General features: G+C 71.9%; 21 protein-coding genes. 6 read left to right on the forward strand and 15 right to left on the reverse strand.

All coding sequences use genetic code 11. The features are described from left to right. The first annotated feature begins 238 nt into the window (after positions 1-238). From ADK66_RS29965 to ADK66_RS29980, 3 genes are all read left to right on the forward strand, one after another. The gene (locus ADK66_RS29965; protein WP_053661283.1) at positions 239-5,698 is read left to right on the forward strand and encodes a carboxyl transferase domain-containing protein; all 5,460 of its coding nucleotides are present in this window, start codon (positions 239-241) and stop codon (positions 5,696-5,698) included. A gap of 337 nt (positions 5,699-6,035) precedes the next feature. Further along, the gene (locus ADK66_RS29970) at positions 6,036-7,229 is read left to right on the forward strand and encodes an endo-1,4-beta-xylanase (protein WP_053661285.1); all 1,194 of its coding nucleotides are present in this window, start codon (positions 6,036-6,038) and stop codon (positions 7,227-7,229) included. 215 nt (positions 7,230-7,444) lie between these two features. Next, positions 7,445-8,386 (forward strand): endonuclease/exonuclease/phosphatase family protein, encoded by a 942-nt coding sequence (locus ADK66_RS29980; RefSeq protein WP_231640253.1) that lies wholly within the window; start codon positions 7,445-7,447, stop codon positions 8,384-8,386. 12 nt (positions 8,387-8,398) lie between these two features. Here the strand turns inward: ADK66_RS29980 and ADK66_RS29985 are convergent, their stop codons facing one another. The 5 genes from ADK66_RS29985 to ADK66_RS30005 form a co-directional block, all read right to left on the reverse strand. After that, complete coding sequence (locus ADK66_RS29985; protein WP_053661438.1) at positions 8,399-8,995, reverse strand: LUD domain-containing protein; 597 nt, start codon at positions 8,993-8,995, stop codon at positions 8,399-8,401. Beyond that, positions 8,992-10,437 carry a LutB/LldF family L-lactate oxidation iron-sulfur protein gene (locus ADK66_RS29990; RefSeq protein ID WP_053661287.1) on the reverse strand — a complete coding sequence of 482 codons (1,446 nt, stop codon included), beginning with the start codon at positions 10,435-10,437 and terminating at the stop codon, positions 8,992-8,994. The genes ADK66_RS29985 and ADK66_RS29990 overlap by 4 nt, the downstream gene beginning before the upstream one ends. Next, positions 10,434-11,249 carry a (Fe-S)-binding protein gene (locus tag ADK66_RS29995; protein ID WP_082377752.1) on the reverse strand — a complete coding sequence of 272 codons (816 nt, stop codon included), beginning with the start codon at positions 11,247-11,249 and terminating at the stop codon, positions 10,434-10,436. The genes ADK66_RS29990 and ADK66_RS29995 overlap by 4 nt, the downstream gene beginning before the upstream one ends. A gap of 67 nt (positions 11,250-11,316) precedes the next feature. Next, positions 11,317-12,066, reverse strand: a complete 750-nt coding sequence (locus ADK66_RS30000) for an SDR family NAD(P)-dependent oxidoreductase (protein WP_053661289.1) — start codon at positions 12,064-12,066, stop codon at positions 11,317-11,319. Then, entirely contained in the window at positions 12,063-12,914 is an 852-nt protein-coding gene (locus ADK66_RS30005; protein WP_053661440.1) for a fumarylacetoacetate hydrolase family protein, read from the reverse strand. The genes ADK66_RS30000 and ADK66_RS30005 overlap by 4 nt, the downstream gene beginning before the upstream one ends. A gap of 160 nt (positions 12,915-13,074) precedes the next feature. Between ADK66_RS30005 and ADK66_RS30010 the strand changes: the two genes are divergently transcribed. Continuing rightward, positions 13,075-14,307, forward strand: coding sequence for a serine protease (locus tag ADK66_RS30010; protein ID WP_053661291.1), 1,233 nt, complete (start codon positions 13,075-13,077; stop codon positions 14,305-14,307). A 108-nt stretch (positions 14,308-14,415) separates the two neighbouring features. On the opposite strand, the gene ADK66_RS30015 is transcribed toward ADK66_RS30010, so the two are convergent. Both ADK66_RS30015 and ADK66_RS30020 read right to left on the reverse strand, forming a co-directional pair. Further along, complete coding sequence (locus ADK66_RS30015; protein WP_053661441.1) at positions 14,416-15,297, reverse strand: MHYT domain-containing protein; 882 nt, start codon at positions 15,295-15,297, stop codon at positions 14,416-14,418. A gap of 165 nt (positions 15,298-15,462) precedes the next feature. Further along, entirely contained in the window at positions 15,463-18,264 is a 2,802-nt protein-coding gene (locus tag ADK66_RS30020; RefSeq protein ID WP_053661293.1) for an RNA helicase, read from the reverse strand. 86 nt (positions 18,265-18,350) lie between these two features. On the opposite strand from ADK66_RS30020, the gene ADK66_RS30025 reads away from it, so the two are divergent. Continuing rightward, a complete protein-coding gene (locus tag ADK66_RS30025; RefSeq protein ID WP_053661443.1) occupies positions 18,351-19,121 on the forward strand; it encodes an HAD-IA family hydrolase in 771 nt (256 codons plus the stop codon). Positions 19,122-19,147: 26 nt separating this feature from the next. Here ADK66_RS30025 and ADK66_RS30030 read toward each other — a convergent pair whose 3' ends face one another. After that, the gene (locus ADK66_RS30030) at positions 19,148-19,546 is read right to left on the reverse strand and encodes a PIN domain-containing protein (RefSeq protein ID WP_053661295.1); all 399 of its coding nucleotides are present in this window, start codon (positions 19,544-19,546) and stop codon (positions 19,148-19,150) included. Then, on the reverse strand, positions 19,543-19,851 hold the full coding sequence (locus ADK66_RS30035; protein WP_053661298.1) for a hypothetical protein: 309 nt from the start codon (positions 19,849-19,851) through the stop codon (positions 19,543-19,545). Before ADK66_RS30035 ends, ADK66_RS30030 begins: the two co-directional genes overlap by 4 nt. Before the next feature lie 117 nt (positions 19,852-19,968). Here ADK66_RS30035 and ADK66_RS30040 point away from each other — a divergent pair, with 117 nt between their 5' ends. Continuing rightward, on the forward strand, positions 19,969-20,880 hold the full coding sequence (locus ADK66_RS30040; RefSeq protein WP_053661299.1) for a DMT family transporter: 912 nt from the start codon (positions 19,969-19,971) through the stop codon (positions 20,878-20,880). Here the strand turns inward: ADK66_RS30040 and ADK66_RS30045 are convergent. From ADK66_RS30045 to ADK66_RS30070, 6 genes are all read right to left on the reverse strand, one after another. After that, positions 20,843-21,781 (reverse strand): diacylglycerol kinase, encoded by a 939-nt coding sequence (locus ADK66_RS30045; RefSeq protein WP_053661445.1) that lies wholly within the window; start codon positions 21,779-21,781, stop codon positions 20,843-20,845. The genes ADK66_RS30040 and ADK66_RS30045 overlap by 38 nt on opposite strands. Before the next feature lie 180 nt (positions 21,782-21,961). Further along, the gene (gene tatC / locus ADK66_RS30050; protein ID WP_053661301.1) at positions 21,962-22,915 is read right to left on the reverse strand and encodes a twin-arginine translocase subunit TatC; all 954 of its coding nucleotides are present in this window, start codon (positions 22,913-22,915) and stop codon (positions 21,962-21,964) included. 18 nt (positions 22,916-22,933) lie between these two features. After that, the gene (tatA, locus tag ADK66_RS30055; RefSeq protein ID WP_053661303.1) at positions 22,934-23,248 is read right to left on the reverse strand and encodes a Sec-independent protein translocase subunit TatA; all 315 of its coding nucleotides are present in this window, start codon (positions 23,246-23,248) and stop codon (positions 22,934-22,936) included. A 204-nt stretch (positions 23,249-23,452) separates the two neighbouring features. Further along, on the reverse strand, positions 23,453-23,698 hold the full coding sequence (locus tag ADK66_RS30060; RefSeq protein WP_053661305.1) for a hypothetical protein: 246 nt from the start codon (positions 23,696-23,698) through the stop codon (positions 23,453-23,455). A gap of 158 nt (positions 23,699-23,856) precedes the next feature. Continuing rightward, positions 23,857-24,927 (reverse strand): YafY family protein, encoded by a 1,071-nt coding sequence (locus tag ADK66_RS30065; protein ID WP_053661307.1) that lies wholly within the window; start codon positions 24,925-24,927, stop codon positions 23,857-23,859. Further along, positions 24,924-25,922 carry a YafY family protein gene (locus tag ADK66_RS30070; RefSeq protein WP_053661309.1) on the reverse strand — a complete coding sequence of 333 codons (999 nt, stop codon included), beginning with the start codon at positions 25,920-25,922 and terminating at the stop codon, positions 24,924-24,926. Before ADK66_RS30070 ends, ADK66_RS30065 begins: the two co-directional genes overlap by 4 nt. Positions 25,923-26,026: the final 104 nt, after the last annotated feature.

Raw genomic sequence — 26,026 nt, forward strand, 5'->3', positions numbered from 1 at the left:
CGAGCAAACCGACAGACCACCCAAACGACGCATCACGGCATCGACGCCGAGGATCGGACACCGATTCGGCAACCTGGGCGTGGCAGCCAAAAACTTTTGTCAGGTTCCTACAACTGAGCGGCGGTCTGTTCGGCGGTTGCGCCATGGCATTCCGCGCCCCGAGCCGGAAAAGTGATCACTGCCGGGAGCCCATCAACTCGCGGCGTGCACATGATGGTCTACCAAAGGGGTCAGTCGGGTGTTCAACCGTGTCGCCATCGTCAACCGTGGTGAAGCCGCCATGCGGCTCATCCACGCGGTCCGAGAGCTGGCCGCGGAGACGGGCATCCGGATCGAGACGATCGCCCTCTACACGGACGTCGACCGCACCGCCACGTTCGTCCGCGAGGCGGACATCGCCTACGACCTCGGCCCGGCGTCCGCGCGCCCGTACCTCAACCTGGCCACCCTGGAGCGCGCCCTCGTCGAGACCGGGGCGGACGCCGCCTGGGTCGGCTGGGGATTTGTCGCCGAGGACCCGGCGTTCGCGGAGCTGTGCGAGAAGATCGGCGTCACGTTCATCGGCCCGAGCCCGGACGCCATGCGCCAGCTCGGCGACAAGATCGGTTCGAAGCTGATCGCCGAGAAGGTGGGCGTACCTGTCGCGCCGTGGAGCCGCGGCGCCGTGGAGACACTTACCGCCGCCCGCGCCTCGGCCGCCGAGGTCGGCTACCCCCTGATGCTGAAGGCCACCGCCGGCGGTGGCGGCCGCGGCATCCGCGTGGTCCGCGACGAGGCCGAACTGATCGACGCGTACGAGCGCACCAGCCAGGAGGCGGCGCGGGCGTTCGGCAGCGGCATCGTGTTCCTGGAGCGCCTTGTCACCGGCGCCCGGCACGTCGAGGTCCAGGTGATCGCCGACGGGCAGGGCACAGCGTGGGCGCTCGGCGTACGCGACTGCTCGGTGCAGCGCCGCAACCAGAAGGTCATCGAGGAGTCGGCGTCGCCGGTGCTCAGCCCCGAGCAGGCGGCCGAGCTGAAGACGTCGGCGGAGCGGCTCGCCATCGCCGTCGGCTACCGCGGCGCGGCGACAGTCGAGTTCCTCTACCACCCCGGCGACCGGCTGTTCGCGTTCCTGGAGGTCAACACCCGCCTCCAGGTCGAGCACCCGATCACCGAGCTGACCACCGGATTCGACCTGGTCAAGGCCCAGCTGCACGTCGCGGCGGGCGGCCGGCTCGACGGTGAGCCCCCGGTCGAGCGCGGGCACGCCATCGAGGCCCGGCTCAACGCCGAGGACCCCGACCGGGACTTCGCGCCGTCGCCGGGCCGCATCGCGCGGCTGGACCTGCCCAGCGGCCCCGGCATCCGGGTGGACACCGGCGTCAGCGAGGGCGACACCATCCCCGCCGACTTCGACTCGATGATCGCGAAGATCATCGCGTACGGGCGCAACCGCGACGAGGCGCTTGGCAAACTGCGCCGGGCGATGGCGAACACCACGGTGATCATCGAGGGTGGCGCGACGAACAAGAGCTTCGTGCTCGATCTGCTCGACCAGCCCGAGGTGCTCGACGCCAGCGCGGACACCGGCTGGATCGACAGGGTCCGGGGCGAGGGCCGGCTCGTCACGCACCGGCACTCCGCTGTTGCGCTTGCCGCGGCCGCCATCGAGTCGTACGAGGAGGAGGAGCGGGCCGAGCGGCAGCGACTGCTGTCGACGGCCTCCGGCGGGCGCCCGCAGGTGCAGCACGCCAGCGGCCGTCCGCTGGACCTCAAGCTGCGCGGCGTCACCTACCGCCTGCGGGTGGCACGCATCGGCGCGCACCGGTTCCGCGTCGGCATCGAGGCGGGCGGCACCGTACGCACCGCCGACGTCGTCCTGGACCGCTTCGACAGGCACACCGGCCAGATCGTCGTCAACGGCATCCGGTACCGCCTGCTCACCGGCACCCACGGCCCGACCCATCTCGTCGAGGTCGACGGCGTCACCCACCGGGTCAGCCGCGACGAGGGCGGCGTCGTCCGCTCCCCCATGCCGGCTCTGGTCGTGGCCACACCGCTGGAGGTCGGCGCCGAGGTCGAGGCCGGCGCGCCGGTGCTGGTGCTGGAAGCCATGAAGATGGAGACGGTGCTGCGCGCGCCGTTCCGGGCGCGACTCAAGGAGTGCGCCGTCTCCGTCGGCAGCCAGGTGGAGGCCGGAGCGCCGCTGCTGCGGCTGGAACCCCTCGGCGACGAGTCCGCGACGACTGTGGACGGCCCGAGCGCCGCCGCCGTCGAGCTGGACCTGCCCGCCGCCGACGACGACGTGTCGGCGTACCAGCGCAGCCGGCGCGGCCAGGAGGATCTGCGCGGCCTGCTGCTCGGCTTCGACGTCGACCCGCACGACGACCGTCGCGTGCTCGACGACTACCTCGCGGTACGGCGGACGGCCGCCGAGGAGGGCCACCCGCCGCTCGCCGCCGAACTGGACCTCATCGAGGTCTTCGCCGACCTGACCGAGTTGAGCCGCAACCGGCCCACCGGCGAGGACGGCGGCGCCCACGTCCGTAGTGCGCGCGAGTACTTCCACACGTACCTGCAGAGCCTGGACGTGGAGCGGGCCGGGCTGCCGGACGGCTTCCAGGCCAAGCTCGCCAAGGCGCTCGGTCACTACGGTGTCAGCGACCTGGACCGCTGCGGCGACCTCGAAGCCGCCGTCTTCCGAATCTTCCTCGCCCAGCAGCGGGCGGCGGCCGACGCCACTGTCATCGCGGCGCTGCTGCGCGCGTGGCTGCGCGAGACCCCGCCGGAAGAGGCGATGCGCGAGCCGGCCGGTCTGGCACTGGAGCGGCTGATCGCCGCCACCCAGGTCCGCTTCCCCGTCGTCGCCGACCTGGCCCGGGGCGTGGTGTTCGCCTGGTTCGCCCAGCCGCTGCTGCGCCGCAACCGCGCGCGCGTCTACGCCCAGGTCCGTGGGCACCTGCGGCACCTGGACGCGCACCCGGACGCGCCCGACCGCACCGAGCGCATCGCGGAGATGGTCCGCAGCACCGAGCCGCTGGTCCGGCTGCTCGGTCAGCGCCTCGTGCGCGACCACCTCGACAACACGGTAATGCTGGAGGTCCTGACCCGGCGGTACTACGGCAACCGGGCGCTCACCAGCGTGCGTACCCGCGATGTCGAGGGCTGCTCGTTCGTGGTCGCCGAGCGCGCGGATTCGAGCGTGGTCTCCGCAGCGGTGCGCTTCGACACGCTCGGTGTCGCGCTGCGCGGGCTTGCTGAGCTGGCCGGCGGCGAGGACGCCGTCGACGCCGACATCTACCTCGGCTGGGAGAACCAGCCGGAGGACTTCGACGCGATGGCCGCAGCGCTGCTGGAGGTCGTCACCGCGCACCCGCTGCCGGCGCAGGTGCGCCGCCTCACCACCACAGTCGCCGGTCGTGGCGGCGCGGTGATGCACCACCACTTCACGTTCCGCCCGTCGGACGGTCAGATGGCCGAGGACCGGCTGATCCGGGGTCTGCACCCGTACATCGCGCAGCGGATGCAGCTGGAGCGGCTGCACAAGTTCGACCTGACCCGGCTGCCGTCGGCGGACGAGGAGGTCTACCTCTTCCAGTGCGTGGCCAGGGAGAACCCCGCCGACGATCGTCTCGTCGCGTTCGCGCAGGTGCGTGACCTGACCGAGCTGCGCGAGCAGGACGGCCGGCTGGTGGCGCTGCCCACCGCCGAGGACGCCATCGCCGCCTGCCTCGACTCGATCCGCCGCGCCCAGACGCTGCGGCCGTCGAAGACGCGCTTCACCACGAACCGCATCGTGGTGTACGTCTGGCCGCCGAGCGAGCTGACCCGCCAGGAGATGGAGATGATCGCCGGGCGCGTACGTCCGACGACCGTGGGCGCCGGGCTTGAGGAGATCCTCTTCATCGCCCGCCAGCGTGACCGTCGTACCGGCGAACTGACCAAGATCGCTGTCCGGATCACGTTCGACGCGGCGGGTGGTGCCGAGCTGACAGTCGGCGAGCCACCGGTCGAGCCCGTCGAGCCGCTGGACGAGTACCGGCTGAAGGTGCTGCGCGCCAGCAGCCGCAACACCGTGTACCCGTACGAGCTGACCGGCCGCCTCGGTGACTTCGTCGAGTACGACATCGACGACGACCACGTGCTGGTGCCGGTGGACCGGCCGAAGGGGCGCAACCGCGCCGCGATCGTCGCCGGTGTCGTCACCACGCCGGCGCCGCTGCACCCGCAGGGCGTCACCCGGGTCGTGCTGCTGGGTGACCCGACGAAGTCGCTGGGCGCCCTGTCCGAGCCGGAGTGCCGGCGCGTGATCGCCGCACTGGACCTCGCCGAGAGCATGCGGGTGCCGCTGGAGTGGTGGGCGCTGTCCGCCGGCGCCCGGATCTCGATGACCTCGGGCACCGAGAACATGGACTGGGTGGCGGCGGCGCTCAAGCGCATCGTCGAGTTCACCCAGGCCGGCGGTGAGATCAACATCGTGGTGGCGGGCATCAACGTCGGCGCGCAGCCGTACTGGAACGCCGAGGCCACGATGCTCATGCACACGAAGGGCGTCCTGGTGATGACACCGGACTCGGCGATGGTGCTCACCGGCAAGCAGTCGCTGGACTTCTCCGGTGGCGTGTCCGCCGAGGACAACTTCGGCATCGGCGGCTACGACCGGGTGATGGGCCCGAACGGGCAGGCGCAGTACTGGGCACCGAACCTGACCGCCGCGCGGGACGTACTGATGGCCCACTACGACCACACGTACGTCGTGCCCGGCGAGGCGGCACCTCGGCGGGCGGCGACCACGGACCCGGTGGACCGTGACGTCTCCGACTTCCCGCACGACGTGGCGAGCAGCCCGTTCCGTACCGTCGGCGAGATCTTCTCGGTCGAGTCCAACCCGGACCGCAAGAAGCCGTTCGACATCCGGACGGTGATGCGGGCGCTCTCCGACCAGGACCACCCGGTGCTGGAGCGATGGGCGGGCATGGCCGACGCGGACACCGCAGTGGTGCAGGACGTCCACCTCGGCGGGATCCCGGTGTGCCTGCTCGGCATCGAGTCCCGGTCGGTGCCGCGGCGTGGCTTCCCGCCCACCGACGGCCCGGACACCTACACGGCGGGCACGCTGTTCCCGCGCTCGTCCAAGAAGGCCGCGCGGGCCATCAACGCGGCGAGCGGCAACCGGCCCCTTGTCGTGCTGGCCAACCTGTCCGGCTTCGACGGCTCACCGGAGTCGATGCGCAAGCTGCAGTTGGAGTACGGCGCCGAGATCGGCCGGGCGATCGTCAACTTCGACGGCCCGATCGTCTTCTGCGTCATCTCGCGCTATCACGGTGGCGCGTTCGTGGTGTTCTCGAAGGCACTGAACCCGCGCATGACGGTGCTGGCGCTGGAGGGGTCGTTCGCCTCGGTGCTCGGCGGCGCTCCGGCAGCGGCGGTGGTGTTCTCCGCGGACGTCAACGCCCGTACCGCCGCCGACGATCGGGTCCGCGACCTGCAGGCGCGCGTCGCCGCCGCGTCCGGCACCGACCGCGCCGCGCTGACCGCCGAGTTGGACGAGCTGCGGTCCTCGGTGCGGGCGGAGAAGCTCGGCGAGGTGGCCACGGAGTTCGACAGGGTGCACAACATCCAACGCGCTGTCGAGGTGGGCTCGGTGGACGCCGTCATCCGCGCCGCCGAACTGCGCCCGCGCATCATCGAGGCCATCGAGGACCACCTGCGGTAGCACGCGCGTTTGCCCACGGTGCCACTGTCGATCGTCGACAGTGGCACCGTCGCTGTGTGAGGGCCGTCCGGACGTCCGAAAGTTTCAACCATCCGATGTTCGTGGCCGCGCAGCTCACTCGGCCGATTTCCGGAAGTTTTCACAGTTGACGAGGTCCATCGACGGGCTTAACGTTTCGAGCAAGTTTCCGGTTCCTCCGTGGAACCATCGGCGCCACCCCCTGACCTGTCCACACCCCGGCACCCGGCGCCGACTTCCGTTTCCGTCACACCGAATCCGGGGCCGCACCCTCCCTTCAAAGATCGACATCTGTCGATCAATATCGAGAGGAAGGCAGATGAAGCCAAGACGGTGGATCAGCGTCGGCGCCGTCGCCGTCGCGACCGCTGCGGCGCTGAACGCGGTGCCCGCCACCGCGAGCCGACCGTACGACCCGACAGCGCAGACCCTCGGCGCTCTCGGCCAGCGCCACGGCCTGCACATCGGCACGGCTGTCAACGCGACTGCCCTCAACGACGCCAGCGACCCGCAGTACCGCCGGTTGGCGGCCACCGAGTTCTCCTCGGTCACCGCCGAGAACGCCATGAAGTGGGAGAGCCTGGAGCCCACCCGGGGCACCTACGACTGGGCCGCCGCCGACCAGCTCATCGAGTTCGCCAAGCGCAACAGGCAGAGCGTCCGGGGCCACGTACTGGTCTGGCACAACCAGGTGCCGGCCTGGCTGACCAGCGGCGTCGCCGACGGCAGCATCAGCAAGCAGGAGCTGCGCGACCTGCTGCGCAAGCACATCACCACCGTCGTGAGCCGCTACAAGGGCAAGATCTGGCAGTGGGACGTCGTCAACGAGGCAGTCAGCGACCCGTGGGACACCCCGTCGACCCTGCACTACAAGGGCTTCTGGGCACAGAACCTCGGCCCCGACTACATCGCCGACGCGTTCCGCTGGGCACGCGCCGCCGACCCCAAGGCGCTGCTGTTCTACAACGACTACAACATCGAGGCGTTCGGCTCCGGCAACCCCGCCGACGACAAGACGCAGTTCGTCTACGACATGGCCAAGGGGCTGCGCGCCAAGGGCGTCCCGATCGACGGCGTCGGCGCACAGGGCCACCTGGGCACCCAGTACGGCAACTTCGACACCCTCCAGGTGACTGCCGCGCTGAAGCGGTTCGCCGGACTCGGTCTGGCCACCGCCTTCACCGAGGTCGACGTACGCAGCGAGATGACCGAGGCAGTGCGGGCCGGCAACTCCGCCGAGATCAACCCCCGGTTGCAGGCGTCGGCTGCCAACTTCAGCGTGCTGATGAAGGCGTGCCTCGCCGTCCGCACCTGCCTGTCGTACACGGTGTGGGGTTTCAGCGACAAGTACTCCTGGGTGCCGGAGTGGTTCAGTGACCCGCCGGAGGGCATGGCCACCATCTACGACGAGAACTACCAACCCAAGCGGGCGTACCAGGAGATCAAGTCCGACCTGATCTTCGCCGGACCGCCGTACGTGCTGCCTCGCATCGCGCCGAAGCCGCGCCGCTGAGCTGGCGCGGGCCGGGTGTGGGGCTGACCTCCCGCACCCGGCCCGCGTCGCGCGACCGGTCAGTCGGTCGGCAGGAGGGGACGCATGAACGTCCGCTCGTAGCGCACCACACAGCCCGACTCGTCGCGGATGCGGTCCGCCGCCACGAAGTCCGGGTCCGGCGGTCGGCCCACAGTAGGATCAACGGCACGTCGCCTCCCCCATCCGGAGTCCGCATGCCCGAGCAGCCGGGCGCCTCCGGCACCCGATCCTGGTGGCACCCGCGCGGCCTCAGTCGACTCCGCGGTCGCGGCAGCCCCGGTCGCTCGTACCGACAGCTCCGCCGGGCCCTTGCCGTCGGCTGCCTGATCGCCGCCGCCGCGGTGCCGGCCGGCTCGTCGGTGGCCCGGCCTCCGGTCGCCGCCGACCTCCCCGCGCCCACCATCCTGCAAATGCTCCAGATGAACCTGTGCAACAGCGGTCGTGCCGGCTGCTACACCGGCCGATCGGTGACCAGGGCCGCCGAGGTGATCACGGCCGAGCGGCCCGACCTGGTCACCCTCAACGAGATCTGCCGGGACGACGTGGCAGCCCTGCACCGCGTCCTCGCCGACGCGCACACCGGCGCTACGGTCGTGTCCGCCTTCCAGGCGGCCGGCGACCGTCCCAGCGGCGCCGACACCTGGTGCCGCAACGGCCAGTCGTACGGGATCGGGTTGCTGGCCCGCCTCCCGACGCCGGACAGGGGCCACACCGTGCACAGTGGCATACACCCGATACAGGACGTCGCCGACCCCGAGGAACGGGCCTGGCTCTGCGTCGACGTCACCGGAGCGCTGCTCGCCTGCACCACCCACCTGGCGGCCACCAGTCGCACCGTCGCGCTCGCCCAGTGCGGCCACCTGTTCGACGAGGTCATGCCAACCCTGCGGGGCGGTGCCGGCCACACGCCCACCATGCTGGCCGGCGACCTCAACCTCCGCGCGGGCGGCGACCCGGATGTGCGGGCCTGCACACCGCCGGGCTATCTGCGGGTCGACGACGGCGCACTGCAACACGTCCTGGCCAGCGGCGACATCATCCCGGCCCGCACCAGGTCGGTGGGCATGGAGGGCGCTACCGACCACCCCGCGCTGCTGACCACCCTCACCATCGACGGCAGGCGTACCGACAGCTGACCGGCCCGCGAGTCAGGGCAGCAGGAGGACGTGCAACAGGCGTGGGCCGTGCACCCCCTCCACCCGGATCAGCTCGATGTCGCTCGTGGCCGAGGGGCCGCTGATCCAGGTCAGTGGGCGATGTGGCGTCAGTCGGGCGAGCGCCTCGGGCACTGTGGCCACCACCTGGTCGGCGCGGACCACGCAGATGTGCCGGTCCGGCAGGAGGCTGAGCACCCGACGCCCCTGGTCGGGAGAGCCGTCCAGGACGACGGTGCCGGTCTGGGCGATGGCGACCGCGGCGGCGGTGACGACCGCGTCCGCGGCGCCGATCCGCGCCTTGTCCAGGCCGTCGTCGGGCAGGGCTGTCACCGTCGGCGGCAGCCACGCAGGCGGCAGACCCGGAGGTACGACGACAGTGCCGCCCGGCGGCAGGATGCCGGCGATCGTGTCGGCCACGGCGGCTTCGGCGACCCGGTGCACGTGTGCCCGGTAGTCGGTCAGCCGCTGCACCAGTTGGTCGAGGTCGAGGGTGCCGGTGTGCCGGTAGTCGCGGGGCACCTCCACCGGCTCCGTGCCGCCGGCGAGCGCGGCCCGCAGCCGGCCGAGAACGACGTCGCGCGAGCTCACCGGTCGGCCCACCAGTCACGGAACGTCTGCGCCGGTGGTTCCGGCAGGTCTCGGCTGCCGGTCCAGCCGTTCAGCGGCGGCGGCAGACCCCTCCCGCGCCGGCCGGCGAACCGGCTCAGGCGGGCGGCGCGCTGCCCGGCCGCGTACAGCCGGGGATGGTCCATGGCGTACGCGGCGGCGGCCATCGCTATCGACTCTGCTGTGGGTCGGCGATGCGACTCGACGGCCTCGGCCCGCAGGTGCACCAGCAGCTCCGGAATGTTGATCTTCACGGGGCAGGCGTCGTAGCACGCGCCGCACAGCGTCGAGGCGTACGGCAGTGAGGCGTTGTCCTCGATGCCGGTGAGCTGAGGTGACAGCACCGCCCCGATCGGCCCCGGATACACCGAGCCGTACGTGTGCCCGCCGACGCGCTCGTACACCGGGCACACGTTGAGGCAGGCCGAGCAGCGGATGCACCGCAGCGCCTGCCGTCCGACCTCGTCGGCGAGCACCGCGCTGCGCCCGTTGTCAAGCAGCACGAGGTGGAACGCCTGCGGCCCGTCCCCGGGGGTGACACCTGTCCACATCGACGTGTACGGGTTCATCCGCTCCCCCGTCGACGCCCTCGGCAGCAGTTGGAGGAACACCTCGAGGTCCCGCCAGGTCGGCACCACCTTCTCGACACCCAGCACGGTGATGAGCGTCTGCGGCAGGGTGAGGCACATCCGGCCGTTGCCCTCGGATTCGACAACGGCAAGCGTGCCGGTCTCGGCGACGGCGAAGTTTCCGCCGGACACCGCCACAGGCGTACTCAGGAAGGTCTGCCGCAGGAACCGGCGCGCGGCGGCGGCGAGGGCCGTGGGGTCGTCGGTAAGCGTCGGGTCGACGCCGGGCATCTCGCGGAGGAAGATCTCGCGGATCTCCGCCCGGTTGCGGTGGATCGCGGGGACCAGGATGTGGCTGGGCCGGTCACCACCGAGCTGCACGATGAGTTCGGCGAGGTCGGTCTCGACAGGCGTGATACCGGCGGCAACGAGCGCCTCGTTGAGGCCGATCTCCTGGGTCGCCATGGACTTGACCTTGATGACCCGGTCCACGCCGGTCGCCCGGACGAGGTCGGTGACGATCCGGTTGGCCTCCACCGCGTCCGCCGCCCAGTGCACGACGCCGCCGGCCTCGGTGACCCGCGCTTCGAGCTGCTCCAGCAGTTCGGGCAGGCGGGCCAGGGTGTCGGCCTTGATCGCCGCACCTGCCGCCCGTAGCTGCTCCCAGTCGGGCAGCTCGGCGATGACGCCGCCGGACTTCGCGCGGATCGTCGTCGTCGCGTGCCGCAGGTTGCGCCGCAACTGCGGGTCGGCCAGGCCGCGCCGCGCGGCGGCCGGAAACGACTCCGCGCCGCGTAGGTGGCCCACCCCGGGCGGCGCGGTCGTCGGCATGCCGAGGAACGTCCGGCGCGTCATGGCCGCGCCGCCGGCCTGTTGGCGGCAGGGCTTGTCGCTGCCTGCTCGGTCGAGGCCCGGATCTCGGCCCGGCTTGTCGCGGCCTGCTCCGTCGAGGCGAGGATCTCGGCGAGGTGCACGACACCGACCCCGGTCCGCAGCCGTGACAGGCCTCCGCCGATGTGCATGAGGCAGGAAGCGTCGCTGGCGGCGCACACGTCGGCGCCGGTGGCGAGCACATGACGCATCTTGTCCGCGAGCATCGCCGTGGAGGTCTCGGCGTTCTTCACCGCGAAGGTGCCGCCGAACCCGCAGCACTGGTCGGCGGCCGGCAACTCGACGAGGGTGAGGCCGCGCACCTCGCTCAACAGTCGTCGCGGCCGGTCCCCCACGCGCAGCATCCGTGACGAGTGGCAGGTCGGGTGGTAGGTGACCCGGTGCGGGTAGTACGCACCCACGTCGGTGACCCCGAGCACGTCGACAAGCAACTCCGACAGCTCGTACGTCCGCCGGGCCACCGACTCGGCCCGCCCGGCGAGCCGTTCGTCGCCCGCCCGCCGGGCCACCATGGCGTGCTGGTGCCGCACCGACCCGACGCAGGAGCCCGACGGCGCGACGATCACGTCGTACGTGTCGAAGACGTCCACGTGCCGGCGTACCAAGGGCACCGCGTCGCGCTGGTAGCCGGTGTTGACGTGCATCTGACCGCAGCAGGTTTGGTCCTGCGGAAAGGCGACCTCGTGGCCGAGCCGCTCCAACAGCCGCACGGTGGCGATGGCCGCCTGCGGGAACATGGTGTCGGCCAGGCAGGTCACGAACAGCGCGATCCGCACGGGCCACCTCCACCTGTCGGCCCATTCTGCGCCACCGGCACCGGCGGCAGGGGACGGGGTGTGGCAGTCATGGCCGTACGCGCAGGTGGGTGACGCCGCCGTCGACATCCAGCACGGTGCCGGTGGTGGAGCCCGAGCGCGGCGACGCCAGGTAGAGGATCGCGTTCGCGACCTCCTCGGGTGTCACCAGTCGGCCGATGGGCTGGCGTGCCTGCAACGCCACCCGCTCGGCGGCCGGATCGTCGGCCTGCGCCAGTAGGCGACCGACCCACGGTGTGTCGGCGGTGCCGGGGCACACGCAGTTGACCCGGATGCCCTCGCGGACGTGGTCGGTGGCCATGGCGAGGGTCAACGACAGCACGGCGCCCTTGCTTGCCGAGTAGAGCGCCCGGTTGGGCAGGCCGTTGAGCGCGGCGATGGACGAGGTGTTGACGACCGACGCGTGCTCCGAGCGGCGCAGCCACGGCAGGGCGGCGCTGACCACCCGGGCCATGCCGACCACGTTGACATCGAGGACCAGGTGCCACTCGTCGTCGGTGTTGTCGGCCACCGTGCCGGTAGCGCCGACGCCTGCGTTGTTGACGACCACGTCGATGCCACCGAGGTCGGCGGCGACCGCACCGACCGCCTCCTGCACCGACGCACGGTCGGTCACGTCTGCGGTGTAGCCGGCGATGCCCTCGTCCAGGTCGCTCGGGTCGAGGTCAAGGACCGCCACCCGGGCACCCCGGGCGAGCAGTTCCAGGGCGGTGGCGCGACCGATGCCGGACGCGCCACCGGTGACGATCGCTGTCAACCCGGCGAACTCCCCGGTCATGCCGCCACCATCGTCTGGCGGGCACGGCCCAAGCCGGCGATCTCCATCTCCACCACGTCACCGGGCCGCAGGTAGGGGTGGTCCGGAAGGCCGAGCGCCACGCCGGCCGGAGTGCCCGTGTTGATGACATCGCCGGGGTACAGGACCATGAACTGGCTGAGGTACCAGACGACGTGCGCCACCGGGAAGATCATGTCGCGGGTGGACCCGTCCTGGCGCAGAACCCCGTTGACCCACAACCGCAGCGCGAGCGACTGCGGGTCGTCGACCTCGTCGACCGGGACGAGACTCGGCCCCAGCGGGTTGAACGTCTCGCAGCTCTTGCCCTTGTCCCACTGGCCTCCCCTGTCGAGCTGGAACTCGCGCTCGGAGACGTCGTGCGACACCGCGTACCCGGCGATGTGCCGCATTGCCTGTTCCGGCGAGTCGGCGTACCGGATTGTGGTGCCGACGACCACAGCGAGTTCGACCTCCCAGTCGGTCCGGGTGGAGCCGCGCGGGATGTGCACGTCGTCGAACGGCCCGACGATTGTCATCGGGTCCTTCATGAACACCACAGGCTCGGCGGGCAGTGCCGCACCTGTCTCGGCGGCGTGGTCGCGGTAGTTGAGCCCGATGCAGACGATCTTGTTGGGGCGTGCGAGGGGCGCGCCCACCCGCAGTGCGGCGGCGTCGGGCAGCTCGGCCAGCTCTGCGCGCCCGAGCGCGGCACGGGTACGCGCGATCCCCTCCGACGCCCAGAACGCCCCATCCAGATCGGCGGTGAGCGGCCGCAGGTCGTAGGTCGTGCCGTCGTGCTGGACCACCGGGATCTCCCGGCCGGGCGGGCCGAGCCGCTGGAAGTTCATCGTCATCTCCTCTGTGAACGTTCGCGGTCATTCAACACCTGTCGCCCGGGCGCCGCGTACCGATCATGGGTGTCATATATCGATGCTCTTGCATGTCTTGCATCTGCTCGTGTAGGAAGGCTGCAGCACCACCAGGTGCTGTTTCTGGGGAGGAGCAACGATGAAACACGCTCTACGCCGCCTGCGAGCGGTCGCCGTCACAGTCGGCGCCTGCGCGCTCGGGTTCACCCTGCTGCCGCTACCCGCCGCCGCAGAGACGCCCGTCCGACCTCTCGCGCCACAATCCGAACGGGCACCCGAGTCGAGCCAGTTCTCGACCGAGGGCGTCACCACGGTCGGCGAACTCCGCGTCGTCGACGGCACCCTCTCCGACAGGCGCGACCAGCGGACCCAGATCATCCGGCACACCGGCGCGACGTACATCAAGGTGCACTTCAGCGCGCTGCGCATGGGCCCCAGCGACTACGTCACCGTGTCCAGCCCGGACGGCCGGGAGAGCTACCGGTACGACAGCCACCTCAGCACGTCGAGCGGATCGCCCTACACGACCGACGGCCAGCCGGGATTCTGGGCGATGTCGGTGGACGGCGACACGGCGGTGGTGACGCTGCACAGCAGCGGCCCTTCGCGCGGCACCACGGCCACCATCGACCGGTTCTGGCGCGGCTACGACCCCACGGAGATCACCCAGCACAACTTCTCCACGCTGTCCGTGTGCAGCACCGACGCCCGACGCGACGCGGTCTGCTACCAGAGCAGCCACCCCACCGAGTTCACCCGGGGCCGGGCCGTGGCACGCCTGCTGATCAGCGGCGGCGGGATGTGCACCACCTGGCGCGTCGGCAACACCAACCGGATGCTGACGAACAAGCACTGCTTCTCCACCCAGGCCGCCGTCAGCGGCAGCGAGATGCAGTTCAACTACCAGTGCGCCACCTGCGGCGGCGCGAACCCGGGCGCCGGCACGAAGGTCAGCGGCGCCACCCTCTACAAGGTGAGCAGCGGCGGCTCCAGCCAGTTGGACTACGCCCTGTTCTCGGTGAACAACTTCGCCAGCATCCAGACCTTCGGCACCCTGTACCTGGCCACGAGCGCCACCACCACCGGCACCCGGATCTACATTCCCGGCCACGGCGACGGCAGCCCCAAGCGACTGTCGATCTACGAGGACACCCAGGGCGGCGCGACGTGCACTGTCAAGAACGCCAACTACAACACGTACAACATCAGCTACAGCTGTGACACGTCCGGCGGCAACTCTGGCTCGCCGGTGCTCAACGCCAGCCACCGGGTGATCGCCCTGCACCACCTCGGCGGCTGCCCGTCCAACCAGGGCGCGAAGGCGCACCTCATCTACAACGAGATCGCCAGCCTGATCGACAACAACGGCTGACCACGACGGGCCGTCGGGGCTGTGCCCCGGCGGCCCCGCCGTGGCCGGGGAGGCGCTCTTCGCGGCGTCCCGTTCCTCAGCATCGAGGAGCGGGTCCGCCAGTCGACGTCAGCGGGGCGGGTTGTCCCGGCGTGACGGGAACGGGGTGCCCGGCTGGCCGAGGGTGGAGCGGGCGCGCAGCCCGACCGGGTCCGGCGCTGCCGCCGGCGCCGCCGGCTGCTCCGGAATCCGGCGTGCGTTCAGGTACGCGGCGCCGGCCAGGTCGTCGTCGGTGGGCGCGGCGAGCAGGGCGTACAGCAGCCCGACCACTCCGAAGATCACCGCCAGGACGATCGGCACCAGCAACGCGCTCACTCCGGCGCCGGCCACGCCGCCCTGCCGCTCGTGCAGGTGCACCGAGAGGGCAGTCATGCCGGTGAAGTGCATCCCGTTCACAGCGATGCCCATGACCAGGGCGGAGGCGAAGATGACAAGGCCACGGCGGACGGTCATGGCCAGCCACAGCGCGACGGTGGACGCGACGACAGCGATGACCACCGAGAGCACGACCCGGAGGGTGTCGTAGCGGAGGCTGCCGTTGAGGTGCATCGCCGCCATGCCCGTGTAGTGCATGGCAGCGACGCCGGCGCCGGTGAAGACACCTCCGGCGATCAGCCGCACCGGGTTCAGCCGGCCGGTGCCCACGATGGCCAGGCCGATGCCGACCGCCACCACGGCGATCACGGTGCTGGCCGCGGTGAGCGGCACGTCGTACCGGATGCGGGTGCCGTCGACGGCGAAGCCGAGCATGGCCATGAAGTGCATCGCCCAGATGGCGGTGCCACCGATGGCCCAGGCCGAGAGGAGACCCCACCAGGCGCGCTGCCCGGCGGTACGGGCCGTTCTGATGCGGCCGGCGCACACGAGCCCGAGGATCGAACCGAGGACGGACAGCGCGTAACTCAGCGCAGGTGTGATCCACCCGTACTCAAAATGATTGATCTCCGCCATGGCGGTCTGCTCCCCACTGGTCACCAGCGCGCGTGCACGGCGCTCGGGCAATGATCAGGGGTGCTCCGGGCCGATGCAACAGGGACCCCGGGGCTATCCGGGGCGTACTGTCACGGTGACCGTCCGCTGTGTCGCCTCGTCAGCGACCGTGACCGAAAGTGATCATTACGCTGAGGTGTGGTACGCCAGTACGCCTCGGTTGATGGCCGCTATTGCCTGCCGGGCGGTGGAACGCAGCTCCGGCGCCGCGCCACCAGAGTCAGCAAGTTGACCAAGTAGGTCGACGACCTGCCGCGCCCACCGGACGAAGTCACCGGCCGGCATCTCACCGTCGATCTCGTGGCCGCTGCCGAGCACCTTCGCCAACGCCTCGCCCCGCGCCCACCGGTACACCGGCCAGGCGAAGCCCAGATCCGGCTCCCTGGTGGCGGTCAACCCGCGCGCCGCCTCGTCGGCCTCGATCTCCCCCCACAGCTTCAGCGTCTCGTCCACGGCGTCGGCCACCGGCCCGCGCGGCAGCGACGCCCGTTCGTCGACGTCGCGGCGCGCCTCGAAGACCACCACCGACACCGCGGCGGCCAGTTCGGCCGGCGACAACCCGTTCCACACGCCCCGCCGCAGGCACTCGGCCACCAGCAGGTCCGCCTCGGTCCAGATCCGGCCGAGCATCCTGCCCGCGTCGGTGACAGCGCCGTCGCGGGCGAGGTAACCGCGCTCGGTCAACAGCGCCACGATCCGGTCGAAGGTCCGCGCGAGCGACCCGGTACGCCCGGACACCCGCTCGCGCAGCTCCTCGGTGTCCCGTTCCAGACGGCGACGGCGCTCCGCCCAGCGGGCGTGCTCCTCCCGCTCCGGGCAGGCGTGGCAGGGGTGCCGGCGCAGCTCGGTCCGCAGTTGGGCGACCTGGTGGTCCTCGCCCGGCGTCTGCCGGGACCGGCCACCACGCCGACCGCCGTGCCGGTCCAGGCCGGTGCCACTGACCTCGGCGGCGAGATCACGCCGGGCCGCCGGCGAGCGGTGGTTGAAATGCTTGGGCACCCGGATCCGGGCCAGCACCTCGGCCGGGGTGGTGAAGTCGCCAGGGCTGACCCGCCCCGCCCAGCGGTCCTGGGTGAGCACCAGCGGACGCGGTTCGCCGAACCCGCCGGTCGCCGGGTCCAGCACCACGGCCAGGCCGGCCCGCCGGCCCGACGGCACCCGGATCACGTCGCCGATCCGCAGCCGCTCCAGCGACGCCACCGCCGCGGCCTTCCGCTGCGTCTGCCCCTGCCGGGCGATGGCCTTCTCCCGGTCGGCGATCGCCACGCGCAGCGCGAAGTACTCGTCGAAGTCGCCGTGATGGCAGGCGGCCTCCGCGCCGTACGCCTCGATGGTCTCGGTGTTGCGCTGCACCTGCCGGGCCAGGCCGACCACCGACCGGTCGGCCTGGAACTGGGCGAACGACGACTCCAGCAGGGCGCGGGCCGGCTCCGCGCCGACAGTGCCGACCAGGTTCACCGCCATGTTGTACGAGGGCCGGAAGCTCGACCGCAGCGGATAGGTGCGGGTGGACGCGAGCCCGGCGACATGCCGCGGGTCGGTCTCCGGGGACCACACCACCACGGCGTGCCCCTCCACGTCGATGCCCCGTCTGCCGGCCCGCCCGGTGAGCTGCGTGTACTCCCCCGGGGTCAGGTCGACGTGCGCCTCACCGTTGTACTTGACGAGCCGCTCCAGGACGACGCAGCGGGCCGGCATGTTGATGCCCAGGGCGAGGGTCTCGGTGGCGAAGACCGCCTTGACCAGGCCCCTGACGAACAACTCCTCGACGATCTCCTTGAACACCGGCAGCATGCCGGCGTGGTGGGCCGCGAGGCCGCGCTCCAGGCCGTCGAGCCACTCCCAGTAGCCAAGCACCGTCAGGTCCTCGCCGGGAATGGCGGTGACGCGGGACTCGACCACCCGGCGGATCTCGGCCCGCTCGTCGGGCGAGGTGAGCCGCAGCCCGGCGGCGAGGCACTGCTGCACCGCGGCGGCGCACCCGGCGCGGCTGAAGATGAACAGGATCGCCGGCAGCAGGCCCTCACGGTCCAGCCTGTCGACGATGTCCGGGCGCATCGGGCCGCGCCACCGTGGCCCACGCCGACCGGCGCCCGGCCCGGCGCTGCGCCCCTCCCCCAACTCCAGGCGGCGCATCTGGTCGCGGGTGTAGCGCAGCAGCTCCGGGTGCACGTCGTGCTTGCGGGCGGCGTCGGCGTCGTGGAACAGGTCGAACATCCGCTTGCCGACAAGCATGTGCTGCCACAGCGGCACCGGCCGGTGCTCGCTTACCACCACCGCCGTCTCGCCGCGCACGGTGACCAGCCAGTCGGCGAACTCCTCGGCGTTGGACACCGTCGCCGACAGCGAGACCAGTGTCACCGAGGCGGGCAGGTGGATGATCACCTCTTCCCACACGCCACCGCGGAACCGGTCGGCGAGGTAGTGCACCTCGTCCATCACCACGTAGGCGAGTCCTTGAAGGGTGCTGGAGCCCGCGTAGAGCATGTTGCGCAGCACCTCGGTGGTCATCACCACCACCGGAGCGTCACCGTTGATGGCGTTGTCGCCGGTGAGCAGGCCAACCTGCTCGGCGCCGTAGCGGGCGACCAGGTCGTGGTACTTCTGGTTGGACAGCGCCTTGATGGGCGTCGTGTAGAAGCACTTGCGCCGCGCCGGTGGCGTCGTCGCGCCGTCGGCCGGCGCCGGGTCGTCGGGCCGCCCCCGCAACGCCAGGTGTACGGCGAACTCGCCGACCACCGTCTTGCCGGCGCCGGTGGGGGCGCACACCAGCACCCCGCTGCCCCGTTCGAGGGACTGACACGCCTCCCGCTGGAAGTCGTCGAGGTCGAACCCCAGGTCAAGGGCGAACTCGTCCAGCGCCGGGAACTGTGAGGCCTGCGCGGCCCGGCGGCGCGCCGCTGCGTACCGCTCGGCGGGGCTCGACATGGCACCAAGATTAGTGCGTGCCGGGACACGACACCCGACAAGGCCGTCCGGAGGGGCCGTCAGCGGGGGTCGGTAGGGTGCACGGCGTGCCGGACCATGCCGAACCGCCCCAGACCAGTCCGCAGGGCAGTGTCGACGACGCCGCCGCCCCCCGGGCCTCCCGACGGCCCGTCAAGGCGGTGCTCTTCGACTTCCACGGCACCCTGGCCCAGGTGGAGGAGCCCCGGCGGTGGGTACTGGAGGCCGCCGCCGCGTGCGGGGTCACCCTGGACCCGGTCCGGGCCACGTCCCTTGCCGATCGGCTCCTGACAGCCGGGCGCGCCGGCGGCCCGCTGCCGGCCCGGGTGCCGCCCCGGCTGGCCGAGTTGTGGGCCGACCGGGATCTCTACGAGCACGCGCACCGGGCGGCGTACACGGGGCTGGCCGAGACCGTCGACGCCGGCATCGAGGGCTTCGCCGAGGCGCTCTACGAGCGGCTGCTCGTCGCCGACGGCTGGCTGCCGTACCCGGACACCACGCCCACGCTGACCGCGCTGCGCGACGCCGGTGTGAAGGTGGCGGTGGTCAGCAACATCGGCTTCGACCTGCGACCGCACTTCGACACCTGGGGCCTGACCGACCTCGTCGACGCGTTCGTGCTGTCCTACGAGGTGGGGCGCTGCAAGCCCGACCCGGCGATCTTCTGGCGGGCCTGCGGGATGCTCGGCGTCGACCCGGAGCAGACGCTGATGGTCGGCGACACCCCGGCGGACGCGGGCGCGGTGGCCGCCGGCTGCGCGGTGCTGGTGCTCCCGGCCGCCGACCCGGGCCGGGAGAACGGGCTCGGCGCGGTGCTGGACCTGGCCCTGCCGGCCTGACCCGCGCAGGGCCAGCCGCCGTGCGGTCAGCCCGGAACGCGGATCACCGGTAGCTCGCCGTCGCCGTAGCGGTCCTCGCCGGTCAGGATCGAGGCGTCGTGTTCGAGGACGGCCAGCGCGGTGGTCGCCAGGTCGGCGCGGCCCGTCAGCGTGCGCCAGTAGCTGAGTTCGTGCCAGGAGTGCCCGTCGGTGGCGAGCACCGCGCAGGCGTCCAGGGCCAGCAGCCGGTGCAGGGTCGCCCGGTCTTTCGGGTCGCTGACGACCGCCAGGGTCTCCGCGACGGTCACGGCGGTGACGCCGAACCTATTGCGGTCCTGGATGACCTCGTGCAAGGGTTCGCCGACATGCACCGACCCCGCCAGGTACGCCAGCAGCGCCGACCGGTCCAGCACGAGCCGGACCGGCCGGTCATCCTCGCGGGTCACGCGGCCGGCTGCTCGACACCGCCCGCGGCGGTGTCGAGCAGATGCTGGCGTGCCCGCTCACGGAGTGCCTTGCGTCGCTCCGGCGACCACTCGGCCTCCACGGCGGCACGCCGGGCGCGTGCCTCGGCCACGCCCTGCTCGGTGATCTCGATGCCCTGATGGGCCAGCTCCGCGTCCAGGGCGTCCAGACGCATCCGGTCCCGCACGGCCTGCGTGATGTAGGCGCTGGCGTTGGACTCCTGCTCCAGGCGCTCCGCCACGTCGGGTGGCACGGAGATCGACAGTTTCCGCATCGCGCTGGTCATACCCGCGACGGTACGCCGGTAGTACCGCGTTGGCGAACGCTTGCGGCCGTGTCGGCGCGAGCGGCGGCCTCGGGAGCCGCCCGAGAACGGCCGATGCCGATCGCCTAGCGTCGTGCCGTGACGGACACCCTGCTGCCCACCCCGCGCGCGGCCGACGCGCCGCCCGAGCGCCGTGGCGGCGTCGTCGCTGTGGGCCTGGTGCTCGGCGGGGCGCTGTCGGTGCAGTTCGGCTCGGCCCTGGCCGCGCTGATCTTCCCGCGTACCGGGGTGGCCGGAGCGGTGACCCTGCGACTGACGATCTCGGCGGTGCTGCTGCTCGTCGTGTGCCGGCCGCGCCTGCGCGGACACGACCGCTCGGCCTGGCTCGCGGTAGGCGCGTTCGGGCTGGCGCTGGCCGGCATGAACTCGCTGTTCTACCAGGCCATCGAACGCATCCCGCTCGGCCCGACGGTGACCCTGGAGGTGCTCGGCCCGCTGGCGCTGTCGGTGTTCACCGCCCGACGGCTGGCCAGCTGGTGCTGGGCAGGGCTGGCGCTGGCCGGGGTGACGCTGCTCGGGCAGAGCGGCTTCGACAGGCTCAACCCGGCGGGTGTCGCCTTCGCGTTCGGCGCGGGCGCCATGTGGGCCGCGTACATCGTGCTCAGCGCGCGGGTCGGCGGTCGGTTCCCGGGCGCGGACGGGCTGGCGCTCGCACTGGCCCTCGCCGCGCTTGTCACACTGCCCCTCGGGATCGTCGACGGCGGCGCTGTCCTGCTCGACCCGACAGTGCTGGCGCTCGGCACGGCCCTCGCGGTGCTCGCCTCCGGGCTGCCGTACACCCTTGAGCTGCTGGCGCTGCGCCGGATGCCCACCGCCACGTTCGCGGTGCTCATGAGCCTCGGCCCGGCCATCGCCACACTCGCCGGCTGGCTGGTCCTGCGCCAGCAGTTGACCCTGCTGGAGTGCGCCGCCATCCTGCTGGTCATCGTGGCGAGCATCGGCGCGGTACGGGTCAGCGCAGCAGCCGCACCGCGCCCGGCACCGCACTGATCGTCACCGGCAGGGCCAGCGACCGCTCCCCGTCGGCGTACCCGACGATGCCCTCGGCCGCCACCTCCACCGTGCGGGCACGGTAGGTGGTCACCAGCGGATGGCTGACGTGGGTGCCCTGGTAGATGCGCGGCTTCACCCGGATCAGGGTCCGGCGGTCGGCCCGGCCGGCCACCACCACGTCGAGCAGCCCGTCGGTCGGGTCGGCGTCCGGGCAGATCCGCATCCCACCGCCGTACGTCGGGCAGTTGCCCACCGCCACGAGGACCGCGTCCAGCTCGTGCGGCACCCCGTCCAAGCGCAGCGTGTACCGGCGTGGTCGCAGCCGGGCCAGCTCGACCAGGATCGCCAGGTCGTACCGACGGGGGCCGCGCGGCCACCGCATCCGGTTGGCCCGCTCGTTGACGATCGCGTCGAACCCCGCCGCGAGGACCGCCCCGTACCAGCGTTCGACGCCCTCCGCGTTGACCATCCGGGCCAGGTCGACGGCGTGGGTCCGGCCGGCGCGCAGCGCCTCGACCATCACCGCCACCGCCGCGAGGGGGTCGGCCGGGAACCCGGTGTCGACCGCGAAGTCGTTACCGGTGCCCGCCGGCACCGGCCCGAACGGCACGTCGGTGCCGGCGACCGCCTGCAACGCCTGGTGGACCGTGCCGTCCCCGCCGATCGCCACGAGCGCGCCGACGCCGTCGGCGACCGCAGCACGGCAGGCCGCCTCCGCCTCGCCCGGACCGGACGCCGACAACAGTCGTATCGGCCGGCCGGCGGCAGCCAGCCCTTCCACAAGCTGGGGCAGCAACGCGCGGTGCCGTCCCCGTCCGGCCGTCGGGTTCGTCAGCACGGCGACGGGGCCACCGGCGAGCGCGCCGGGCAGGTGATCGTCTGCGGTCACGGGCAGCACCGTACCGCCCGCACACCCGCCGGTCACCTGGCTGCCGCGGCGTCTTGATCAGCCCCGCTGCCGTTGCGACGGGCGACGGCCGGTGAGGCGCTGGCCGGCGGTGGTGTGAGCTGCTGGACACGGCGACGCCGCCCCCGGCAGGCGGGGACGGCGTCGGCGGGACCAGACGGCGCGCGGCCGTCAGGTCATGTCGTCGTAGCGACGCTCGATCGGTGCAGGCTTGGCGATCGGCTCGGGGGCACCGATCGGCGCTGTCACGTCGACCCGCTGCCCGGCCACCACCGGATCCGCCTCGTGCTCCAGCGGCGAGACCTCGTCGTCGTCCAGACCGGCGTAGACCTCCTTGCCGCGCCCACGCCGCTTGTCGTTGATGAACGCCACCCCGACCGCTGCGAAGTACAGAGCGCACAGACAGATCGCCAGCGCGGTCATCCCGAACGGGTCAGGGGTGGGCGTCACCACTGCGGAGAACGCGAAGAACACGAACACCGCCACCCGCCACCAGCTGAGTAGCCGCTTGGCGCTTGCCATGCCCACGAAGTTGAGCATCAGCACGATCAGCGGGAACTCGAACGCCACACCGAACAGCAGGATCAGGTTGGTGACGAACGATATGTACCTGGTGACTTCCAGCGTGGTCGAGATGTCATCGCCGGACACGTTCATCAGGAACTCGAGGCCCTTGGCGGTGACGAAGTACGCCAGCACCGCACCGGCGGCGAAGAGCGGCGCCGCCAGAGCCGTGAAGGCGTAGGCATAGCGCCGCTCGTGCCGGTGCAGACCGGGCGCGATGAACGCCCAGAGCTGGTAGAGCCAGATCGGCGCCGCGATGATCAGACCCACCCACAGGCCGATCTTCAGGTTGAGCAGGAACAGGTCCGCGGGGCCGAGCTGGACGAACAGGCACTTGCCGGTGCTCGGGTCGACCGAGCCGGGCAGGTCGCAGTACGGCCGCGACAGCAACAACCGGACCGGCTCGGCCAGCCAGATGCCGAACCCGAAGCCGATCAGGATCGCCAGCGAGGCACGAAACAGGCGGTTGCGCAGCTCGCGGACGTGCTCGATGAGCGTCATCGAGCCGTCGGCGGCCCGCTCGAACGTGCTGGGGCCGCGCTTACGCAGGGCGAAGGCCACGATGGTGGGGCCTCTCGGTCAGTTGTCGCGGCCGCGGTGCACCGGGTCGACGACCGGCTGCTGCTGCGGCGCCTGCTGGTACGGCGCCTGCTGCGGCTGACCGGTGTACGGCGCCTGCTGCCCGGCGTGCGGCGGCAGCGGCTGGTAGCCGGCCTGCGCGTCGGCCTTCTCGGCGAGGTCGCGGTCGTCATCCTGCAGGCTCTTGGTCTCGGCCTTGATGATCCGCAGCGAGCGGCCCAGCGAGCGGGCGGCGTCGGGGAGCCGCTTCGCGCCGAACAGCAGGATCAGCACAACCACAAGAACGGCGATGTGCCACGGCTTGAGGGCACCCATGAGAAGCTCCAGTCGCTCTGTGTCCGGGGGTGGTACGCAGCCCATCGTACGTGCGGACGAGCGGAATGCCACCTGCCGGGGCGGTGATGATCAGGCCCGGCCGGGTGAAGTCTCGACCACCCACGATCATCCGTCAACCGTCGCCCCACAGGTCACCCGGGGTGTACGCCCGCCCTGGCCGGAGGGGCCGATGACGCCCGTCGATCAGCTGCGCTTGGCCTTGATGAGGGCGAGATGATGCTGGGCGGTGTCGAGTTGCTGTTGGATTCCCTCGGCGCGCTGCTGCAACGCCTCGGCGGTCTCCCGCAGCGCCTCGGCCTCGGCGGCCCGCCGCTGCAATGCCACCGAGGCGCGACGCAGGTGGGGCAGCCGGGACAACACCGGTCGTACGGCCAGCGCGAGCACCACGAGCGGGAGCAGCACCACCGCGAGCACGATCCAGATCAGCACGACGGACAGCCTACTGGGTGCGCTCGGCCACTGCCGGACGAGCGTGCCGTATGCAGGAACGAGTGGCCGCTCCGCGCCGCGGATGCCACTCGTTCCATCGTGAGCGGGCTGCCCCGGCCACCGTCGCCGATCGTGCGTCGGCCTGACCAGAGTCGGGCCTAGGACGCCGCTGAGCCGGACGTCGCGATGTCACGGGCCGCAGCCTCGGAGCCGGCGTCCGGGGCAGCGGCGGTGTCGGGCCCGGACCCTCCAGACCCGGCGGCGGGCGCGGGTACGGCATACGCATCGAGGGCGGCGGCTGCCGTGGCCCGGACCTGCTCGGCCAGCTCGACCGGGGCGACCACCGTGGCACCCGGGCCGAGCCCCAGCACGAACCGGCGGGCCCAGCTGAGGTCGGTCACCCGCAGCGAGACGAGCCACTGGTCGCCGTCGCCGGCCTCCACCCGCTCACACGGGTAGTACTCGGTGATCCACCGCTCGCTCCGCCCGATGCGCAGGGTGATCAACGGCAGGTCTGGCGAGGGGCGGAAGACTCCCCCGGCGAGATCGTGCGGGACGGCCTGCGGCGGAACGGTGGCCGGCTCGTCCAGCTCGGTGATCGCGTCGATCCGGTCGGCGCGGAACAGCCGGACCGCCTCCGCGCGCCGGCACCACGCCTCGACGTACGCCCGGCCGCCGACCATCAGCATCCGCAGCGGGTCGATGACGCGCTCGGTGGTCTCGTCCCGGGCGGCGGTGTAGTAGACGATCCGCAGCGCCCGTCCGCCCTCCACGGCGGCGCGCAGCGCCTCGACGCGCCGCGCGTCGCCGGGCAGCCGGACCGCCACCGGGGCGCCCACCAGGTCACCAGCGGCGTCCTCGATCTTGGCGAGGGCCCGTTCGATGGCCTCCCGGTTGGCCACGCCGGGCGTCTCGGCGAGCATCCGCAGCGCCACCACGAGCGCGAGCGCCTCGTCGGGGGTGAGCCGCAGCGGCCTGTCGATCCCCGCGTCGTAGGTGATTGTCACCCGGTCACCGTCGAACGCCATGTCGATCAGGTCGCCGGGACCGTAACCGGGCAGCCCGCACACCCAGAGCAGCTCCAGGTCCTCCCGGAGCTGGCGTTCGGTGACGCCCAGGTCGCCGGCCGCCTCGGCGATCTCGATGCCGGGCCGGGCAAGCAGGTAGGGCACCAGGTTGAGCAGCCGGGCCAGCCGGTCGGCGGAGGTTCGGGAGGCCGGCCGGGTCACCGGGCACCTCCCGTGACGGCCAGCTCGTCGTGCCGCGCGGCGATCTCCTTGAGTCGCTGGATGACCGCCTCGCGGACCTCCGGCGGATCGAGCGCCCGCACGTCCGGGCCGTACCCGATGAGTTGCCCGGCCAGCCCGTCCGGGTCGGAGTACGGCAGGGTGAGCAGGTCGCCGTCCGGGCCGGCGGTCACCTCCACCGCCCAGCGGCGCAGGCCGGCGGCCCGTCCCGGCGCGGCAAGAACCGTGGCACGGCCGGTGTGCTCCACCGGGCCGGACCAGCGCGCGACGTGGCTGATCAGGTCCACCCCGGCGGGCGGCTCGTAGGCGCCGGGGGCGCCGGTCACCCGGACCGTGCCGACGACGCGGGACAGGCGGAAGCAGCGGGTGGCCTCGCGGTCCAGGTCATGGCCGACCACATACCACCGGCCACGCCAGCACACCACGCCCCAGGGCTGCAACCGTCGACGGCTGGGCGCGTCCCGGTCAGGTATGCGGTAGTCGAACCCCACCTCGCGGCGGTCCCGCGCGGCGCTGGTCAGCGGCGCGAACGCCGGGTCGACGGTGACCATCGGCTCCAGACCGAGGGTGGCCTGCGGGTCGACGTCCACGCCTGCGGCACGCAGCTTGGCCAGCCCGGACGACGCGGCGGCCGCCAGCCCGGCGTGCTGCCACAGGCGGGCGGCGATGCCCACCGCGGCTGCCTCGTCCGGCTCGAGCGGGATGTCGGGCAACGCGTACTCGCGGTGGGCGATGCGGTAACCCGGCTCGGCGTCGAAGACGCTGGCCGTGCCGGTCTCCAGTGGGACACCCAGCTCGCGCAGCTCGGCCTTGTCCCGTTCGAATTTGCGCTGGAACGCCTCGTGGTCACGCGCGTCGTCCGGATCGTGCTCGTAACCGGGCACGGTCGCGGCGATCTGCGCGGCGGTCAGGAACCGTCGCGTGGACAGCAGGCAGATCACCAGGTTGACCAGGCGTTCGGTGCGGGTCCGCGACACGGGTAGACGCTAGCAGCCGACACGCCGCAGGCGTGCACCCGCGCGGGCGTGCCGCACACTTGTTCGGATCGGCGGTGTCCACTGCGTGTGTCCGACGCCGGCCA

It is taken from the genome of Micromonospora sp. NRRL B-16802 (assembly GCF_001279555.1).
GTDB classification, from domain to species: domain Bacteria; phylum Actinomycetota; class Actinomycetes; order Mycobacteriales; family Micromonosporaceae; genus Micromonospora; species Micromonospora profundi.

Coding starts and splice junctions, on each gene's coding strand:
- ADK66_RS29970 (WP_053661285.1), top strand. CDS start 6,036: ATGAAGCCAAGACGGTGGATCAGCGTCGGCGCCGTCGCCGTCGCGACC.
- ADK66_RS29980 (WP_231640253.1), top strand. CDS start 7,445: ATGCCCGAGCAGCCGGGCGCCTCCGGCACCCGATCCTGGTGGCACCCG.
- ADK66_RS29990 (WP_053661287.1), bottom strand. CDS start 10,437: ATGACGCGCCGGACGTTCCTCGGCATGCCGACGACCGCGCCGCCCGGG.
- ADK66_RS30000 (WP_053661289.1), bottom strand. CDS start 12,066: ATGACCGGGGAGTTCGCCGGGTTGACAGCGATCGTCACCGGTGGCGCG.
- ADK66_RS30005 (WP_053661440.1), bottom strand. CDS start 12,914: ATGAACTTCCAGCGGCTCGGCCCGCCCGGCCGGGAGATCCCGGTGGTC.
- ADK66_RS30010 (WP_053661291.1), top strand. CDS start 13,075: ATGAAACACGCTCTACGCCGCCTGCGAGCGGTCGCCGTCACAGTCGGC.
- ADK66_RS30015 (WP_053661441.1), bottom strand. CDS start 15,297: ATGGCGGAGATCAATCATTTTGAGTACGGGTGGATCACACCTGCGCTG.
- ADK66_RS30020 (WP_053661293.1), bottom strand. CDS start 18,264: ATGTCGAGCCCCGCCGAGCGGTACGCAGCGGCGCGCCGCCGGGCCGCG.
- ADK66_RS30035 (WP_053661298.1), bottom strand. CDS start 19,851: ATGACCAGCGCGATGCGGAAACTGTCGATCTCCGTGCCACCCGACGTG.
- tatA (WP_053661303.1), bottom strand. CDS start 23,248: ATGGGTGCCCTCAAGCCGTGGCACATCGCCGTTCTTGTGGTTGTGCTG.